This is a genomic window from Streptomyces syringium, from assembly GCF_017876625.1.
Lineage (GTDB): Bacteria > Actinomycetota > Actinomycetes > Streptomycetales > Streptomycetaceae > Streptomyces > Streptomyces syringius.
Window position 1 is genome coordinate 2,758,239 of sequence record NZ_JAGIOH010000001.1, and the last position, 15,941, is coordinate 2,774,179.

General features: G+C 72.2%; 12 protein-coding genes. 6 read left to right on the forward strand and 6 right to left on the reverse strand.

The window, feature by feature from the left end:
* Positions 1 to 11 precede the first annotated feature (11 nt).
* Positions 12 to 986, reverse strand: coding sequence for a 5-dehydro-2-deoxygluconokinase (iolC, locus tag JO379_RS12175; protein WP_209514937.1), 975 nt, complete (start codon positions 984 to 986; stop codon positions 12 to 14).
* A gap of 267 nt (positions 987 to 1,253) precedes the next feature.
* Here iolC and JO379_RS12180 point away from each other — a divergent pair, with 267 nt between their 5' ends.
* From JO379_RS12180 to JO379_RS12205, 6 genes are all read left to right on the forward strand, one after another.
* A complete protein-coding gene (locus tag JO379_RS12180) occupies positions 1,254 to 2,198 on the forward strand; it encodes a sugar phosphate isomerase/epimerase family protein (protein WP_209514939.1) in 945 nt (314 codons plus the stop codon).
* 198 nt (positions 2,199 to 2,396) lie between these two features.
* The gene (locus JO379_RS12185; protein WP_209514941.1) at positions 2,397 to 3,416 is read left to right on the forward strand and encodes a Gfo/Idh/MocA family protein; all 1,020 of its coding nucleotides are present in this window, start codon (positions 2,397 to 2,399) and stop codon (positions 3,414 to 3,416) included.
* 282 nt (positions 3,417 to 3,698) lie between these two features.
* Positions 3,699 to 4,718 carry a Gfo/Idh/MocA family protein gene (locus tag JO379_RS12190; RefSeq protein ID WP_209514942.1) on the forward strand — a complete coding sequence of 340 codons (1,020 nt, stop codon included), beginning with the start codon at positions 3,699 to 3,701 and terminating at the stop codon, positions 4,716 to 4,718.
* Between the two features lie 193 nt (positions 4,719 to 4,911).
* Positions 4,912 to 5,118 (forward strand): helix-turn-helix transcriptional regulator, encoded by a 207-nt coding sequence (locus JO379_RS12195; protein WP_130877929.1) that lies wholly within the window; start codon positions 4,912 to 4,914, stop codon positions 5,116 to 5,118.
* 241 nt (positions 5,119 to 5,359) lie between these two features.
* Positions 5,360 to 5,593 carry a heavy-metal-associated domain-containing protein gene (locus JO379_RS12200; protein ID WP_130877930.1) on the forward strand — a complete coding sequence of 78 codons (234 nt, stop codon included), beginning with the start codon at positions 5,360 to 5,362 and terminating at the stop codon, positions 5,591 to 5,593.
* A gap of 58 nt (positions 5,594 to 5,651) precedes the next feature.
* Positions 5,652 to 7,907, forward strand: coding sequence for a heavy metal translocating P-type ATPase (locus JO379_RS12205; RefSeq protein ID WP_209514944.1), 2,256 nt, complete (start codon positions 5,652 to 5,654; stop codon positions 7,905 to 7,907).
* Positions 7,908 to 8,596: 689 nt separating this feature from the next.
* Here JO379_RS12205 and JO379_RS12210 read toward each other — a convergent pair.
* The 5 genes from JO379_RS12210 to JO379_RS12230 form a co-directional block, all read right to left on the reverse strand.
* Complete coding sequence (locus JO379_RS12210; protein ID WP_130877932.1) at positions 8,597 to 9,886, reverse strand: citrate synthase; 1,290 nt, start codon at positions 9,884 to 9,886, stop codon at positions 8,597 to 8,599.
* Positions 9,887 to 10,052: 166 nt separating this feature from the next.
* Positions 10,053 to 12,272, reverse strand: a complete 2,220-nt coding sequence (gene recD2, locus JO379_RS12215) for an SF1B family DNA helicase RecD2 (RefSeq protein WP_130877933.1) — start codon at positions 12,270 to 12,272, stop codon at positions 10,053 to 10,055.
* A 298-nt stretch (positions 12,273 to 12,570) separates the two neighbouring features.
* On the reverse strand, positions 12,571 to 13,419 hold the full coding sequence (locus JO379_RS12220; protein WP_209514946.1) for a sugar phosphate isomerase/epimerase family protein: 849 nt from the start codon (positions 13,417 to 13,419) through the stop codon (positions 12,571 to 12,573).
* On the reverse strand, positions 13,416 to 14,570 hold the full coding sequence (locus JO379_RS12225) for a dihydrodipicolinate synthase family protein (RefSeq protein ID WP_209514948.1): 1,155 nt from the start codon (positions 14,568 to 14,570) through the stop codon (positions 13,416 to 13,418). The genes JO379_RS12220 and JO379_RS12225 overlap by 4 nt, the downstream gene beginning before the upstream one ends.
* Entirely contained in the window at positions 14,567 to 15,778 is a 1,212-nt protein-coding gene (locus tag JO379_RS12230; RefSeq protein ID WP_245381450.1) for a Gfo/Idh/MocA family protein, read from the reverse strand. The genes JO379_RS12225 and JO379_RS12230 overlap by 4 nt, the downstream gene beginning before the upstream one ends.
* Between the last annotated feature and the right edge of the window lie 163 nt (positions 15,779 to 15,941).

Below are 15,941 nucleotides of genomic sequence, written 5' to 3' on the forward strand. Positions count from 1 at the left end.
CGGTGCCTCTTTCAGGCGAGGAGTTCGTCGATCTCGGCCGGGGTGGGCATCGCGGCCGAGCAGGAGAGCCGGGAGGCGACCAGTGCCCCGGCGGCGTTGGCGTAGCGGATCACACGTTCGAGGTCCCAGCCCGCGAGCAGCCCGTGGCACAGCGCGCCGCCGAACGCGTCCCCCGCGCCGAGGCCGTTGACGACCTCGACGGCCACCGGCGGCACCTCGGCGACGGTGCCGTCGCGGTGCGCGGCGAGCACGCCCTTGGGCCCCTGTTTGACGACGGCGAGTTCGACCCCGGTGGCCAGCAGGGCCCGGGCGCAGTCGGCCGGTTCGCGGACGCCGGTGGCGATCTCGCACTCGTCGAGGTTGCCGACGGCCACGGTCGCGTGGCCGAGCGCCTTCGCGTACTGGCGACGGGCCTCGTCCGGGGCCTTCCAGCCCCCCTTGTTCCAGAACATCGGCCGCCAGTCGAGGTCGAAGACGGTGACGCCCCCGGTCCCGGCGGCCGTGCGCGCTTCCAGGGCGGCGAGCGTGGCGGTGCGGCTCGGCTCCTCGGAGAGGCCGGTGCCGGTCATCCAGAAGATCCGGGCCTCGCACACGGCGGCCAGGTCGAGCTCGTCGGCGCGCAGCTCCATGTCCGGCGCCTTGGGCCGTCGGTAGAAGTAGAGGGGGAAGTCGTCGGGCGGGAAGATCTCGCAGAAGGTGAGCGGGGTGGGGTGGTCGGGGCTGGTCAGGACGAGCCGGTCGTCCACGCCGAAGTCGCGCAGCGCCCGGTGGACGTACTCGCCGAACGGGTCCGCCCCCGTGCGGCTGATGATGGCGGTGCGCCGCCCCAGGCGGGCGGCGGCGACCGCGACGTTGGCGGGCGAGCCGCCGAGGAACCTCCCGAAGGTCTCCACCCGCGCCAGCGGCACCCCGGTCTCGAGCGGATAGAGGTCGACCCCGACGCGGCCCATCGTGAGCAGGTCGTACGGCTCGACCGGTGCGCTCATGTCTGCCATCTCCGTCCTTCCGCCGGCGGATCGGGCTCCGGTCGGCTCCGGTCAGGTCTAGCCGGGCGCACGGGACCCTGTCAAGGATTTGTCCTTACATATGGACGTCCCTCGAAAGGGCATTGACTGTACGTCCATATGTCCGGACGAAGCCTTGACACCCATCTACCCGGCAGGGAAGCTACCGGCAACCCCACCCCTGCCCTTCGGCACGGGAGAACCAGCCCTTGACCGGTCACCGCCGACCGGCGAGAGGAGAGCCGCCGCATGCCCGCCGCCCACTCCCCTTCTCCCCCCTCCGGTTCCCCCGCCCCGAGCTCCCCCGGCCGGATCCGGGTCGGCTCCGCGCCGGACTCGTGGGGCGTCTGGTTCCCCGACGACCCGCGGCAGGTCCCCTGGCAGCGCTTCCTCGACGAGGTCGCCGAGGCGGGCTACGCGTGGATCGAACTCGGCCCGTACGGCTACCTCCCCACCGACCCCGCCCGGCTGCGCGACGAAACGGAACAGCGCGGCCTGACCGTGTCCGCCGGCACGGTGTTCACGGCCCTGCACCGCGGCCCGGCGGCCTGGGACGCCACCTGGGCGCACGTCGCGCGGGTCGCCGAGCTGACCCGGGCGACGGGCGCCGGCCACCTCGTCGTCATCCCCTCCTTCTGGCGCGACGACAAGACCGCCGAGCTGATCGAGAGCCCCGAACTGACCGCCGAGCAGTGGCGCCACCTCACCACCGGCACGGAACGGCTGGCCCGCGAGGTGCGCGAGCGCTACGGGCTCGACATCGTCGTCCACCCGCACGCCGACACCCACATCGACACCGAGGCGCACGTCGAGCGCTTCCTCCACGCCACCGACTCGGACCTGGTGAACCTCTGTCTGGACACCGGGCACTACGCCTATTGCGGCGGGGACAGCGTCAAGCTCATCGAGACCTACGGCGAGCGGATCGGCTACCTCCACCTCAAGCAGGTGGACCCGGCGGTCCTCGCGGACGTCCTCGCCGAGGGCACCGCCTTCGGACCCGCGGTCCGACGCGGCGTGATGTGCGAACCGCCGCGCGGCGTACCGGCCCTGGAGCCCGTCCTGGCGGCCGCCCGCAAGCTCGACGTCGACCTCTTCGCCATCGTCGAACAGGACATGTACCCCTGCCCGCCGGACCGGCCGTTGCCCATCGCCCGGCGCACCCGCCACTATCTGCGCTCGTGCGGCGCGTAGCGCCTGGCCGGCGGATCGTCACGAGTGCGCCTCCGCTGCGCGGCGGTGTCCTCCAGCGCCGGACGGGCTGCTGTGCGGTGTCCTCAATCGCCGGACGGGCTTATATAAGCCCGTCCGGCGATTGAGGACACGCCCGCAGGGCGCCCACCGCCGCAGGCGGCACGGACGGCTCGTAGTCGAACGAGAACGAGGGAAACCATGACGCAGCAAGGAACGCTCGGCGTAGCCGTGATCGGTACGGGCAGGATGGGCGCGGACCACGTCCGGCGGATCGACGAGGTCGTCGGCGGGGCGCGCGTCGCGGCCGTCGTGGACATCGACGGCGACCGCGCCAAGGGGATCGCCGACCGCCTCGACGGCGCCACCGCCTACACGGACCCGGCCGCCGCCATGGACGCCGACGACGTGGACGCCGTCCTCATCGCCTCGCCCGGCCCGGCCCACGAGGCCGCGCTGCTCGAAGCGCTCGACCGCGATCTGCCGGTGCTGTGCGAGAAGCCGCTCACCCCGGACGCCGGGTCCGCGCTGCGCGTCCTGGAGGCGGAGACCCGGCTGGGCCACCGGCGGGTGCAGGTGGGCTTCATGCGCCGCTACGACGCTGAGTACATGCGGCTGAAGTCACTGCTGGACGCGGGCGACTTCGGCCGGACGCTGATGCTGCACTGCCGCCACCGCAACGTGTCCACACCGCCCGGGTTCACCGAGCAGATGATGATCAACGACTCGGTCGTGCACGAGATCGACGCCACGCGCTGGCTCCTCGACCAGGAGATCACCGCCGTCACCGTCCTCAAGCCCACCCCCTCGTCGGCGGCGCCCGGGGCACTGAGCGACCCCCAGTTCGTCCTCTTCGAGACCTCGGGCGGCGCGGTCGTCGACGTCGAGATCTTCGTCAACTGCGGCTTCGGTTACCAGGTGCGCTGCGAGGCGGTCGGCGAGCGCGGCACGGCGCTGATCGGGGACGCGCACGGCCTGACCGTGAACGCCGCCGGGCGGTGGGGCGGCGAGATCGCCCCCGACTTCCGCCAGCGCTTCGAGGAGGCGTACGACCGCGAGGTCCGCCACTGGGTCGACGCCACCCGCCGCGGCCTGGTCGAGGGCCCCAGCGTCTGGGACGGCTACGCGGCCGCGGTCGTCTGCGAAGCGGGCGTCCGAGCGCAGGCCGCGGGGACGCGTGTGGCAGTGGAACTACCGGACCGGCCGTCGCTGTACCGCTGACGTGCCGGGCACCCTGCCCCCTCCCCACCCAGGGGCGGAGGCGCCGCAGGCCCACCGGCGTGAGGGCCCGGGACGCGCAGGTGGGTCGCGGGGCGTAAAGCGAAGCAGCCCCGCGACCCACCGGAGCGGCACGGGCCCGACCCACGACGAACGCACGGCGGCGCCGACGGCCCGGACCCCCACCCACCGCCGAAGGCGGGAAACGACGCCGCACGGGGCCGACGGCCCAAGCCCCAACAGCCCGCCGCAGGCGAACCCGCACACAACACGGAGGCACCCCCATTGCGGATCGGACTCCTGGGAGCTGGCCGCATCGGCACGTTCCACGCCACCACCCTCACGCACACCGACGGCGTCGACACCCTCGTCATCGCCGACGCCGACCCGGCGCGAGCCGCCGCGCTCGCAGAGCGCGTCGGGGCGCGGGCGGCAACCACGGCGGAAGCCGCACTCGCGGACGCGGATGCCGTAGTGATCACCGCAGCGACCGCCGCACACGCCGACCTCATCACCGAAGCGGCACGCAAAGGTCTGCCCACGTTCTGCGAGAAACCGGTCGCGCTCGACCTCGACCGCACGGCCCGTGCGCTGCGCGAGGTCGAGTCGGCGGGGACGCTGTTGCAGATGGGGTTCCAGCGGCGCTTCGACGCCGGGTTCCGGGCCGCTCGGGAGGCGTTGCGGGCGGGGCGGCTGGGTCGGGTGCACACCATCCGGGCCGTCACCTCGGACGCGGCGCCACCACCGGCGGAGTTCCTGCCGCTGTCCGGCGGGCTGATCCGTGACTGTCTGGTCCATGACTTCGACACCGTCCGCTGGCTGACGGGCCGTGAGGTGGCGGAGGTCTACGCCCGGGGCACGGACAACGGCGCCGCGTTCTTCCGCGCGGCCGGTGACGTGGACACCGCTGCCGTCCTGCTCACCCTGGACGACGGCACGCTCGTCACCGCGACAGCGACCCGGTACAACGGCGCGGGGTACGACGTGCGGATGGAGCTGTCCGGCGAGCGCGACCAATGGGTGGTCGGGCTGGACGACCGTACGCCCATGACATCGGCCGAGCCGGGCGGGCCGAGGGCGCCCGTACGGCCGTGGGGCGGCTTCCTGGAGCGGTTCGACGCCGCGTACCGCGCCGAGCTGGCCGCCTTCGTACGGGCCGCGCGGGGCGAGGTGCCCAATCCCTGTTCCGGTGGGGAGGGGCTGCGTGCGCTGGTCGTCGCGGAGGCGTGCGAGCTGTCCCGGCGGGAGGGCCGGCCCGTGCGGCCGGCGGAGGTGGCCGAACGGTCGGGGGTCCCCTTCCCCTGAGCACTCCGTGTCACCCGCACGTCACAGTGGTCACGCCTGCGTGGCCCTTCCGTCACAGCCGTTCGACAGCCCCGCCTGCCCGGTCACTCTGCGTCGTTCATTGGGGGCAGGCTCAGCGATCAAGAACGGCCGCGCCGCAGCTTCCCGACGGATCCCCCCTCCGTGGCTGCGGCGCAGCGGAGAGGCGCGACAGATGACCGACCGTCGGCTCTGGTCCTACAAGGAAATCGCGGCACACATCGGGGTGCAGACCGACACCGTGCGGTCCTACCGCAAGCACGGACTGCTCCCCGCACCCGACCTCACCGAGGGCGGCAAGCCCTACTGGTTCGCGGACACCATCCGCGCCTGGGTCGCCCGGCGGCCCGGCAACCGCTCCCGGCGCGGATCGAAGGACTGAACCCGCCCCTCCCCCGCCCCCTTCCCCTTCCTCACCGCCGCCCACCAGCCGGGCCCCAGGCCGAGCTCCCCCTCGGCCTGGGGCCCATTTCCATGACGGCGCGCGGGCAGGCGCAAAGGCAGGCGTACGGGCAGGCACGCGGCCGGGTGGAAATCCCCGGAACCGCCACCCGAAGGAATACCCCTAGGGGGTAAGGTGTTGACGCTGTCGAGTTGATCGAAAACTACCGAGGAGCACCACCATGACCGCTGGGACGAACACCGCCTCCACCACCGTCTACCGCGTGACCGGCATGACCTGCGGCCACTGCGAGTCCGCCGTGACCAGCGAACTCACCGCGCTCCCGGGCGTCACATCGGTGCAGGCCGTCGCAGCCACCGGCCAGGTCACCGTCACCGCCACCACCCCGCTGGACGACGAGGCCGTCCGCGCCGCCGTCGACGAGGCCGGTTACGAACTGACCGGCCGCGTCTGACCCACCCGAGCCGGCCCCTACCCGCCCGCCCACCCGTCCGCCCGCCAGGAGCGACGCGATGACCAGCACGACATCCACCCGGACGACGCCGCCCACCGCCGAGGTGGAACTCACCGTCGGCGGCATGACCTGCGCGTCGTGTGCCGCCCGCGTGGAGAAGAAGCTCAACCGGATGGACGGCGTCGAGGCCACCGTCAACTTCGCCACCGAGCGGGCGCGCGTCGCCTTCGGCCCCGGGGTGGAGATCGCCGACCTCATCGCGACCGTCGAGAAGACGGGCTACACCGCCGAGGTGCCCCGCCCGCCGGAGCCGGAGGCCGCGGAGGCGGAGCACGGTGACGGCGGCGGGGAGGCGGGCGGGCTGCGGCAGCGGCTGGCCGTCTCGCTGGCCCTGTCCGTCCCCGTCGTCCTGATGGCGATGGTCCCCGCGCTGCAGTTCGACAAGTGGCAGTGGCTGTCGCTGACGCTGGCCGCCCCCGTCGTGGTCTGGGGCGGGCTGCCCTTCCACCGGGCGGCCTGGACCAACGCCCGGCACGGCACGGCCACCATGGACACGCTCGTCTCCATCGGCACCCTGGCCGCCTTCGGCTGGTCACTGTGGGCCCTGTTCCTCGGCACGGCGGGCATGCCGGGCATGCGGCACGGCTTCGACCTGACCGTCTCGCGGACGGACGGCTCGTCGGCGATCTATCTGGAGGCGGCGGCCGGGGTGACCACGTTCATCCTCGCCGGGCGTTTCCTGGAGGCGCGCTCGAAGCGGAAGGCGGGGGCCGCGCTGCGGGCGCTGCTGGAGCTGGGCGCCAAGGACGTGAGCGTGCTGCGCGACGGGCGCGAGCAGCGGATTCCCGTCTCCCGGCTGGCGGTCGGCGACCGGTTCGTCGTACGGCCCGGGGAGACGATCGCGACCGACGGCACGGTCACCGAGGGCGCCTCGGCGGTCGACGTCTCGATGCTCACCGGCGAGTCCCTGCCCGTGGACGTCACCGTCGGCGACGCGGTGACCGGCGCGACCGTGAACGCCTCCGGGCGCCTCGTCGTCGAGGCCGTCCGGGTCGGCTCGGACACCCAGCTCGCGCGGATGGCCAGGCTCGTCGAGGACGCGCAGAACGGGAAGGCCGAGGTGCAGCGCCTCGCCGACCGCGTCTCCGGCGTCTTCGTCCCCGTCGTACTGCTGATCGCGCTCGGCACGCTGGCCGGCTGGCTGCTGGCCACCTCCGACGCCACCGCGGCCTTCACCGCCGCCGTAGCCGTACTGATCATCGCCTGCCCCTGTGCCCTGGGCCTCGCCACCCCGACGGCCCTGATGGTCGGCACCGGCCGGGGCGCGCAGCTCGGCATCCTCATCAAGGGACCGGAGGTGCTGGAGTCCACCCGCCGCGTCGACACGGTCGTCCTGGACAAGACCGGCACGGTCACCACCGGCCGCATGGGCCTGCACGACGTGATCGCGGCACCCGGCGTGGACGAGGACGAGCTGCTCCGGTACGCCGGGGCGCTGGAGCACGCCTCCGAGCACCCGATCGCGCGGGCCGTGGCGGAGGCCGCCATCGGGCGGACCGGCGCGCTGCCGACGCCGGAGCAGTTCGAGAACGTGGCGGGCCTCGGCGTGCGGGGTGTCGTCGACGGCCACGAGGTGCTGGTCGGCCGTGAGCCGCTGCTCACCCGGCGGGGGATCGAACTGCCCGCCGAGCTGGCGCGGGCGGTGTCCGCGGCGCAGACGGCGGGCCGCACGGCGGTGCTGGTCGCCTGGGACGGGCGGGCACGCGGTGTCCTCGCCGTCGCGGACACGGTCAAGGCCACCAGCGCCCGGGCCGTGGCGGAGCTGCGGGCACTGGGACTGACGCCGGTGCTCCTGACGGGCGACAACAAGGCGGTCGCCGAGGCGGTGGCGGCCGAGGTCGGCATCGACGAGGTGATCGCCGAGGTCATGCCGCAGGACAAGGTCGACGTGGTCCGGCGGCTCCGGGCCGAGGGCCGTACGGTCGCGATGGTGGGCGACGGCGTCAACGACGCGGCCGCTCTGGCCACGGCCGATCTGGGCCTGGCGATGGGGACGGGCACGGACGCCGCCATCGAGGCGGGCGACCTCACGCTCGTCCGGGGCGATCTGCGGGTGGCGGCGGACGCGATCCGGCTCGCGCGCCGGACGCTCGCGACCATCAAGGGCAACCTCTTCTGGGCCTTCGGCTACAACGTCGCCGCGCTGCCGCTGGCCGCGGCCGGACTGCTGAACCCGATGATCGCGGGCGCGGCGATGGCCTTCTCGTCGGTGTTCGTGGTGACGAACAGCCTGCGCCTGCGGCGCTTCACCTAGGCCGCGGGCTGCCGCGCCCCCGGCCGGGGGTCCGGGGGTTGCCCCCGGGAGGACACAGCGTGGTGACGAACAGCCTGCGCCTGCGGCGCTTCACCTAGGCCGCGGGCTGCCGCGACCCCGGCCGGGGGTCCGGGGGTTGCCCCCGGGAGGGCACAGCGTGGTGACGAACAGCCTGCGCCTGCGGCGCTTCACGTAATCCACATAACCGACACAACACCCGCACCGCCCCCGGAGCGATTTGGCGGACGGGGATCTTGCCCTTTTACGTCCAGTTATGGCAAGAGACCTAGATCACAGCAATATGCAGGTAACCATTCAGGGGGGTGGATGGTCTAACCATGCAGTGCTGGATCGTCTTGGGGGACGAAACCGGCCACGCGTGGCCGGGGCACGTACCTGGGGAGCTTTGAGCGGCCCTCCCGTACGCGTCCCGGCAGATCGCGTCCGCCGGTGCCACGCGCCCGGCACGCCGAGGCGCCCGGCCGGATCCCGTGGGGGGAATCCGAACCGGGGAACGGAAGGCGCCTCGGCTCCGACCCGTGGGGGGATCGGAGCCGAGGCGCCTTCTAGTTGGTACATACATTGGTGAATGAAGCTTCTCTGCGCCGCGCACGACGAAGGCGCCCCACCCCCCGAAGGGGATGGGGCGCCTCTCGTACGACCGCGTGCGGCTACGTACGCCTACGGCGTCAGCGCTGCTCGACCGGGATGAAGTCGCGCTCGACGACACCGGTGTAGATCTGGCGCGGGCGGCCGATGCGGGAACCCGGCTCCTTGATCATCTCGTGCCACTGGGCGATCCAGCCGGGCAGCCGGCCGAGCGCGAAGAGCACGGTGAACATCTCGGTGGGGAAGCCCATCGCCCGGTAGATCAGACCGGTGTAGAAGTCCACGTTGGGGTAGAGGTTGCGCGAGACGAAGTAGTCGTCGGAGAGCGCGTGCTCCTCCAGCTTGAGCGCGATGTCCAGCAGCTCGTCGGACTTGCCGAGCGCCGAGAGGACATCGTGCGCGGCAGCCTTGATGATCTTCGCGCGCGGGTCGAAGGACTTGTACACCCGGTGGCCGAAGCCCATCAGGCGGACGCCGTCCTCCTTGTTCTTCACCTTGCGGATGAAGGAGTCGACATCGCCGCCGTTGGCCTTGATGCTCTCGAGCATCTCCAGGACCGACTGGTTGGCGCCACCGTGCAGCGGGCCCCACAGGGCGCTGATGCCGGCGGAGATCGAGGCGAACATGTTCGCCTGCGAGGAGCCGACCAGGCGCACGGTCGACGTGGAGCAGTTCTGCTCGTGGTCGGCGTGCAGGATCAGCAGCTTGTCGAGCGCGTTGACGACGACCGGGTCCAGGTCGTACTCGGCGGCGGGCACCGAGAAGGTCATGCGCAGGAAGTTCTCGACGTAACCGAGGTCGTTGCGCGGGTAGACGACCGGGTGGCCGATCGACTTCTTGTACGCGTACGCGGCGATCGTCGGGAGCTTGGCCAGCAGTCGGATCGTCGACAGGTGGCGCTGCTGCTCGTCGAAGGGGTTGTGGCTGTCCTGGTAGAACGTCGACAGCGCGCTGACGACGGACGACAGCATCGCCATCGGGTGGGCGTCGCGCGGGAAGCCGTCGTAGAACCGCTTGACGTCCTCGTGCAGCAGCGTGTGCTGGGTGATCTCACCCTGGAACGCCGCCATCTCGTCGACGGTCGGCAGTTCGCCGTTGATCAGCAGGAACGCCGTCTCGAGGAACGAGCTGCGCTCGGCGAGCTGCTCGATCGGGTAACCGCGGTAGCGCAGGATGCCCTGCTCACCGTCGAGGTAGGTGATCGCGGATTTGTAGGCGGCGGTGTTGCCGTAACCGGAGTCCAGGGTCACCAGACCGGACTGGGCGCGGAGCTTGCCGATATCGAAGCCCTTGTCGCCGACAGTGCTGTCGACCACCGGGTAGGTGTATTCGCCGTCCCCGTACCGCACTACTACAGAGTTGTCGCTCACGTCATCCCTCACCGACGTTGTGCCTCTTCTTCGAGGTGCCCTGACTACCCCTACCTTCCCCCATTTGGACGATGTACGTGCACTCGGGGTCGGCCATAGGGCCTAAAGGCGGCACTCAGTGCCGCCCAGCCTGCCCATCCTGCCCCCTTCGCCCCGATTGGTAAACTCAACCGAGACGAACGCCACCTCCGAGCCGATGATCAAGCGCTGTACAGCGCTTTCCGGCCGACATCGTGCGCACCGCCTGCCCGAGCGCCTTCCGCGAGCCCACCAGCACCACCAGCCGCTTTGCCCGGGTCACGGCGGTATAGAGCAGATTACGCTGGAGCATCATCCAGGCACCGGTGGTGACCGGGATCACCACCGCGGGGTACTCGCTGCCCTGCGAGCGGTGGATGGTCACCGCGTAGGCGTGGGCGAGTTCGTCGAGCTCGTCGAAGTCGTAGCCGACCTCCTCGTCCTCGTCGGTGCGCACGGTCAGGCGCTGTTCGTCGGCGTCGAGCGCGGTGACCACACCGACCGTGCCGTTGAAGACGCCGTTCTGTCCCTTTTCGTAGTTGTTGCGAATCTGGGTGACCTTGTCGCCTACGCGGAAGACCCGGCCGCCGAAGCGCCGCTCGGGCAGATCGGGGCGGGCGGGCGTAATGGCCTGCTGGAGCAGGCCGTTGAGCGTGCCGGCACCGGCCGGGCCGCGGTGCATCGGGGCCAGCACCTGGATGTCGCGCCGGGGGTCGAGGCCGAACTTCGCGGGGATCCGCCGGGCCGCCACATCGACGGTGAGCCGGCCGGCCTCCTCGGTGTCCTCCTCGGGGAAGAGGAAGAAGTCCGCCATCCCCTGGGTGATGGGCGGTACCCCCGAGTTGATGCGATGCGCATTGGTCACCACACCCGACTGCTGGGCCTGCCGGAAGATGCGGGTGAGCCGGACCGCGGGGACGGGCCCGCCCGGGGCGAGGAGGTCGCGGAGCACCTCGCCGGCGCCGACCGAGGGCAGTTGGTCGACGTCGCCGACGAGCAGCAGATGGGCGCCCGGCGGCACGGCCTTGACCAGCTTGTTGGCAAGGAGGAGATCCAGCATGGACGCCTCGTCGACCACCACCAGATCGGCGTCCAGCGGCCGGTCGCGGTCGTAGGCGGCGTCGCCGCCGGGCTTGAGCTCCAGCAGCCGGTGCACGGTGGAGGCCTCGGCGCCGGTCAGCTCGGACAGCCGCTTGGCAGCCCGCCCGGTGGGGGCGGCGAGCACCACCTTGGCCTTCTTGGCACGGGCCAGCTCGACCACGGACCGCACGGTGAAGGACTTGCCGCAGCCCGGGCCGCCGGTGAGGACCGCGACCTTCTCCGACAACGCCAGCCGGACCGCCTGCTGCTGCTCCGGGGCCAGTTCGGCACCCGTGCGGTCGGCGAGCCAGGCCAGGGCCTTGTCCCACTCGACGCCCCGGAAGACGGCGAGCCGGTCCTCCCCGGCCCGCAGCAGCCGGGCCAGCTGCCCGGCCAGCGACAGCTCGGCGCGGTGGAACGGGACGAGGTAGACGGCGGTGACGGGCGCTCCGCCCTCGGGGCCGGGGACCTGCTCGCGGACCACGCCCTCCTCGTCGGCGGCGAGTTCGGCGAGACAGTCGATGACGAGCCCGGTGTCGACCTGGAGCAGCTTCACCGCGTCCGCGATCAGCCGCTCCTCGGGGAGGTAGCAGTGGCCCTGGTCGGTGGACTGGGACAGGGCGTACTGCAGGCCGGCCTTGACCCGCTCGGGGCTGTCGTGCGGGATGCCGACGGACTGGGCGATGCGGTCGGCGGTCAGGAAGCCGATCCCCCACACGTCCGCGGCCAGGCGGTAGGGCTGGTTACGGACGACGGAGATCGACGCGTCGCCGTACTTCTTGTAGATGCGCACGGCGATGGAGGTGGAGACGCCGACGCCCTGGAGGAAGACCATGACCTCCTTGATGGCCTTCTGCTCCTCCCATGCGGCACCGATCGACTTGGTGCGCTTGGGCCCGAGCCCGGGGACCTCGATGAGGCGCTTGGGATCCTCCTCGATGATCTCCAGGGTGTCGGTGCCGAAGTGACTGACGATGCGGTCGGCGATGCGCGGGCCGATGCCCTTGATGAGGCCGGAGCCCAGATAGCGGCGGATGCCCTGGATCGTGGCGGGCAGCACCGTCGTGTAGTTCTCCACGGTGAACTGCCGTCCGTACTGCGGGTGGGAGCCCCAACGGCCCTCCAGGCGCAGCGACTCCCCCGGCTGGGCGCCGAGCAGGGAGCCCACGACGGTGAGGAGATCGCCGCCGCCCCGGCCGGTGTCGACCCGGGCGACCGTGTAACCGCTCTCCTCATTGGCGTAGGTGATCCGCTCGAGGACCCCTTCGACCACTGCCAGTTGCACCATATCCCGACGGTACCGCCCGGGTCCGACAGGCGTTCGGGCCTGTGGATAACTCCGGTACAGCAGCGGGGGCAGTTCTTTCCCACCACCGCGACGGAAAAATTCGAGGGGCCCGGTCCGACGACCGGGCCCCTCGCGTTCCCCCCAGAATCGGCTTCCCCGAATCCCCCCGGATCCCTCCCCGGGAAGCCCGATGCCATGTACGACTCACTCGGGCGCCGTAGGGTTGCAGCGATTTCGAGGAGTTATCGATCCGTTACCGATCGCGACGGACCGTGACCGTAATGACGGCCCCGCTCACTCAGAGCACATGATCCCGGTACCGGTCCAGCACTTCCGCGAGGACCTCGGCCCCCTCGCGCGCCCAGAGGGCGGGGTTGAAGATCTCGACCTCGGTGGCCCCCGTGTATCCGGCGGCGGCCACCCGTTCGCGGAACCAGCGCAGATCCACGCACCCGTCCCCCAGTTGCCCCCGCCCCAGCAGGGCCCCTTCGGGCAGCGGGGTGACCCAGTCGGCGAGCTGGAACGCGGCGATCCGGCCGCTCTCCCCCGCCCGTACGAGCTGTGCGGCCACCGTGTCGTCCCACCACAGGTGGTAGGTGTCCACCACGACCCCGACCTGCCGGGCGGGGAACCGCTCGGCGAGGTCCAGGGCCTGACCCAGCGTCGAGACCACACACCGGTCGGCGGCGTACATGGGGTGCAGCGGTTCGATCGCGAGCCGCACTCCGTGCCCGGCCGCGAACGGGCCCAGCTCGGCCAGCGCGTCGGCGATCCGCTCGCGGGCCCCGGCCAGGTCCCGGCTGCCCGGCGGCAGACCGCCCGAGACCAGCACGAGGGTGTCGGTGCCGAGCACGGCGGCCTCCTCCACCGCCGCCCGGTTGTCGGCGAGGGCCGCGGCCCGCCCGGCGGGGTCGGCGGCGGTCAGGAAACCACCCCGGCACAGGCTGGTGACGGTCAGTCCGGCGTCCCGCACGAGCCGGGCGACGGCCGGGGCGCCGTACTCCCGGACCGGTTCGCGCCACAGCCCCACGTGCCGCACTCCGGCGGCCGCGCAGCCCGCCGCCAGCTCGGGGAGCGACCACTGCCGCACGGTCTGCTGGTTGAGGCTGAACCCCGCCGGAGCGGCGGGAGGGCCGGGGTCGCTCACCGCTCCACCCCGTGCACCGCCAGCAGCCGCGCCATCCGCTCCTCGGCACGCCCCGGGTCGGGGAACAGCCCGAGACCGTCGGCCAGTTCGTAGGCGCGTGCGAGGTGCGGCAGGGAGCGGGCGGAGTGCAGCCCGCCCGCCATCGCGAAGGCGCCCTGGTGACCGGCCAGCCAGGCCAGCAGGACGACGCCCGTCTTGTAGTACCGGGTGGGCGGCTCGAAGAGGTGCCGGGCGAGGGTGACGGTGGGGTCCAGGACGGCGCGGAAGCCCTGCCGGTCCCCGGTGTCCAGCAGCCGCGTCGCGTGGGCCGCGAGGGGCGCCAGCGGGTCGAAGACGCCGAGGAGGGCGTCGCTGTGGCCGTGGGCGTCGCCCTCGATGAGCTCGGGGTAGTGGAAGTCGTCGCCGGTGTAGCAGCGCACCCCGGCGGGGAGACGGCGGCGCAGCGCGCGTTCCCGGTCGGCGTCGAGCAGGGACACCTTGACGCCGTCGACCTTGTCCGGCCGGTCGGTGACGATGTCGAGGAAGGTGTCGGTCGCGGTGTCCAGGTCGGTGCTGCCCCAGTAGCCCTCCAGGGCAGGGTCGAACATGGGGCCGAGCCAGTGGAGGATGACGGGTCCGGCCGTTTGGCGCAGCAGCCGCCCGTAAACCTCCCGGTAGTGGTCGGCTTCGGTGGCGACGGCCGCGAGGGCCCGGGAGGCCATCACCACGGCCGTGGCGCCGTGCCCCTCGATGTGGGCGAGCTGCTGCTCGTAGGCGGCGCAGACATCGGCCGGGGTGCCGTACGGGGGTGTCAGCTGATCGGTCCCCGCCCCGCAGACGAGATGGCCGCCGACGGCCTTCGCCTCGACGGCCGAGCGCCGGACGAGTTCCGCGGCGGCCCGGGCGTCGAGGCCCATGCCGCGCTGGGCGGTGTCCATGGCCTCGGCGACTCCGAGACCGTGCGCCCACAGATGGCGGCGGAAGGCGAGGGTGGCCTCCCAGTCGAGGTCGGCGGGGCCCTGACCGGTGGTGTTGCCGAAGGGGTCGGCGACGACGTGGGCGGCGGCCAGGACGGCACGGGACGCCGGGGGCGGGCCGCCGGGGGGCGCCGGGGGCGCTTCCCGGGGCGTGTACGGACGCAGGGCACCGGAGGCGTCCGGCAGCCGGATCACCGCCCCGGCTCCCCGACGTCCATCCGGCGGCCGTCGGCGGCGGACATCCGGGCCAGCAGGCCCAGTTCCACGCCCCGGGCACCGGCGAGAAGGTCGAAGCGCCAGGGCTCGTCGAGGACCACATGCCGCAGGAACAGCTCCCACTGCGCCTTGAAGGCATTGGTCCCGGGCCCGTCGTCCCCGTTGTCCGGGACCTCCTGCCACTGCGCCCGGAAGTCTCCCGTGACCGGCTGGTCGGGGTTCCAGACGGGCCTCGGGGTGACCGACCGGTGCTGGACCCGGCAGGACCGCAGCCCGGCGACGGCCGAGCCCTCGGTGCCGTCGACCTGGAACTCCAGCAGCTCGTCACGGTGCACCCGCACCGCCCAGGAGGAGTTGAGCTGGGCGACCACGCCGCCGTCCAGTTCGAGGATCGCGTAGACCGCGTCGTCGGCCGTCGCCTCGTAGGGCCGGCCGCGCTCGTCCCAGCGGCGGGGGATGTGGGTGGCCAGGTGCGCCTGCACGGACCGGACGGGCCCGAAGAGTTCGCGCAGGACGTACTCCCAGTGCGGGAACATGTCGGCGGTGATGCCGCCGTCGTCCGCCTCGCGGTAGTTCCACGAGGGCCGCTGGGCGGGCTGCCAGTCGCCTTCGAAGACCCAGTAGCCGAACTCGCCGCGCACGGACAGCACCCGGCCGAAGAACCCGCCGTCGACGAGCCGTTTGAGCTTGCGCAGCCCCGGCAGGAACAGCTTGTCCTGGACGACGCCGTGCTTGACGCCCGCCCGCCGGGCGCGCTGGTAGAGGTCGAGGGCGCCGCCGACGTCGAGGGAGGTCGGTTTCTCGCAGTACACGTGCTTGCCCGCGGCGATGGCCTTGCGCAGCGCGGCCTCGCGGGCGGCGGTGATCTGGGCGTCGAAATAGACGTCGACGGTGGGGTCGGCGAGGACGGCGTCGAGGTCGGTGGACCACTCCGGGACGCCGTACCGCTCGGCGAGCGCCCGCAGCCGGCCCTCGTTCCGCCCGACGAGGACGGGCTCGGGCCACAGCGCGGTGCCGTCCCCGAGGTCGATGCCGCCCTGCTCGCGCAGGGCGAGAACGGAGCGCACGAGATGCTGGTGGTGGCCCATGCGGCCGGTCACGCCGTTCATCGCGATGCGTATCGTCCTGGCGGTCCTGGCACCACCGCCGGCCTTGCCCCCGGCTGCTCCGGCCGATCTGTGCGTCATCGGAGCGGGTCCTCTCCTCGCCGGCCACGACCTGTCACGAGCGCCTGCGAAGCTAGCACCTCCACCGGTGCCCACGCGGCGATTCGCACCGTTTGCCGCCGCGGGGGCATTTTCGTCGGCCCAGCGGGAAACGGATCACGAAGGACACGCACGGGTGGCCGCC

Coding starts and splice junctions, on each gene's coding strand:
- iolC (WP_209514937.1), bottom strand. CDS start 986: ATGAGCGCACCGGTCGAGCCGTACGACCTGCTCACGATGGGCCGCGTC.
- JO379_RS12180 (WP_209514939.1), top strand. CDS start 1,254: ATGCCCGCCGCCCACTCCCCTTCTCCCCCCTCCGGTTCCCCCGCCCCG.
- JO379_RS12185 (WP_209514941.1), top strand. CDS start 2,397: ATGACGCAGCAAGGAACGCTCGGCGTAGCCGTGATCGGTACGGGCAGG.
- JO379_RS12195 (WP_130877929.1), top strand. CDS start 4,912: ATGACCGACCGTCGGCTCTGGTCCTACAAGGAAATCGCGGCACACATC.
- JO379_RS12200 (WP_130877930.1), top strand. CDS start 5,360: ATGACCGCTGGGACGAACACCGCCTCCACCACCGTCTACCGCGTGACC.
- JO379_RS12205 (WP_209514944.1), top strand. CDS start 5,652: ATGACCAGCACGACATCCACCCGGACGACGCCGCCCACCGCCGAGGTG.
- recD2 (WP_130877933.1), bottom strand. CDS start 12,272: ATGGTGCAACTGGCAGTGGTCGAAGGGGTCCTCGAGCGGATCACCTAC.
- JO379_RS12230 (WP_245381450.1), bottom strand. CDS start 15,778: ATGACGCACAGATCGGCCGGAGCAGCCGGGGGCAAGGCCGGCGGTGGT.